Source organism: Micromonospora sp. NPDC023814 (genome assembly GCF_040639595.1).
Classification (GTDB): Bacteria; Actinomycetota; Actinomycetes; order Mycobacteriales; family Micromonosporaceae; genus Micromonospora.
The window spans coordinates 3,345-5,313 of record NZ_JBFAAF010000154.1 but is presented as its reverse complement, the minus strand read 5'-3'; the positions used below and the strand labels follow the sequence as shown (position 1 = coordinate 5,313).

The 1,969-nt window shown below is 56.9% G+C and carries 2 rRNA genes (1 of these 2 running past the window's edge); both read right to left on the bottom strand.

From position 1 onward, the window contains the following. Nucleotides 1-4: 4 nt before the first annotated feature. Nucleotides 5-121: ribosomal RNA gene (gene rrf, locus AB0G14_RS34540) — 5S ribosomal RNA — on the bottom strand. Nucleotides 122-205: 84 nt separating this feature from the next. After that, nucleotides 206-1,969 (bottom strand): 23S ribosomal RNA (locus tag AB0G14_RS34535) (it continues 1,363 nt past the right edge of the window).

The following is a 1,969-nucleotide window of genomic DNA, read 5'->3' as shown; positions in this document are numbered from 1 at the left end:
GATTGTCCGGCGGTGTCCTACTCTCCCACACCCTCCCGAGTGCAGTACCATCGGCGCTGGAGGGCTTAGCTTCCGGGTTCGGAATGTAACCGGGCGTTTCCCCTCCGCCATGACCGCCGTAACTCTATCGACATATCAAACAACACCACACACGTGGTCTGTTGTTCGTTTGTCGGGAGTTGCACAGTGGACGCGTAGCAGCTTAGTAGTCAAGTCCTCGGCCTATTAGTACCGGTCAACTGAACCCGTTACCGGGCTTACATTTCCGGCCTATCAACCCAGTCGTCTAGCTGGGGGCCTTACCCCACAAAGTGGGTGGGATACCTCATCTTGAAGCGAGCTTCCCGCTTAGATGCTTTCAGCGGTTATCCCTTCCGAACGTAGCTAACCAGCCGTGCCCCTGGCGGGACAACTGGCACACCAGAGGTTCGTCCGTCCCGGTCCTCTCGTACTAGGGACAGCCCTTCTCAAGTATCCTACGCGCACGGCGGATAGGGACCGAACTGTCTCACGACGTTCTAAACCCAGCTCGCGTACCGCTTTAATGGGCGAACAGCCCAACCCTTGGGACCTGCTACAGCCCCAGGATGCGACGAGCCGACATCGAGGTGCCAAACCATCCCGTCGATATGGACTCTTGGGGAAGATCAGCCTGTTATCCCCGGGGTACCTTTTATCCGTTGAGCGACACCGCTTCCACTCGCAAGTGCCGGATCACTAGTCCCGACTTTCGTCCCTGCTCGACCTGTCAGTCTCACAGTCAAGCTCCCTTGTGTACTTGCACTCAACACCTGATTGCCAACCAGGCTGAGGGAACCTTTGGGCGCCTCCGTTACCCTTTAGGAGGCAACCGCCCCAGTTAAACTACCCACCAGACACTGTCCCTGAACCGGATAACGGTCCGAAGTTAGATACCCAAATCAACCAGAGTGGTATTTCAAGATTGCCTCCACCCATACTGGCGTATGAGCTTCACCGGCTCCCACCTATCCTACACAAGCTAATTCGGATACCAATGTCAAGCTATAGTAAAGGTCCCGGGGTCTTTCCGTCCTGCCGCGCGTAACGAGCATCTTTACTCGTAATGCAATTTCGCCGGGCCTGTGGTTGAGACAGTGGGGAAGTCGTTACGCCATTCGTGCAGGTCGGAACTTACCCGACAAGGAATTTCGCTACCTTAGGATGGTTATAGTTACCACCGCCGTTTACTGGCGCTTAAGTTCTCCGCTTCGCCCCGAAGAGCTAACAGGTCCCCTTAACGTTCCAGCACCGGGCAGGCGTCAGTCCATATACATCGAATTACTTCTTCGCATGGACCTGTGTTTTTAGTAAACAGTCGCTTCCCCCTGCTCTCTGCGGCCATACAACGCTCCACCCGCGCGGGGCTTCACGTCTCCGGCCCCCCTTCTCCCTAAGTTACGGGGGCAATTTGCCGAGTTCCTTAACCACAGTTCGCCCGATCGCCTCGGTATTCTCTACCTGACCACCTGTGTCGGTTTGGGGTACGGGCCGCTAAGAACTCGCTAGAGGCTTTTCTCGGCAGCATAGGATCACTGACTTCACCTGAATCGGCTCGGCATCACGTCTCAGCCTTAATGGCGTGCGGATTTGCCTACACGCCGGCCTACACGCTTACCCCGGCACAACCACCGGCCGGGCTCAGCTACCTTCCTGCGTCACCCCATCGCTTGACTACTACCCGCCAGGTTCCCACGCTCCCCACCCTCAACCCGAAGGTCTTGGATGGTTTGGGTGGTTAGCACAACGAGGTTCATCAGGGACGCTCTTTCGCGGGTACGGGAATATCAACCCGTTGTCCATCGACTACGCCTCTCGGCCTCGCCTTAGGTCCCGACTCACCCAGGGCGGATTAGCCTGGCCCTGGAACCCTTGGTCATCCGGCGGAAGGGTTTCTCACCCTTCTTTCGCTACTCATGCCTGCATTCTCACTCGTGCCGCGTCCACACCT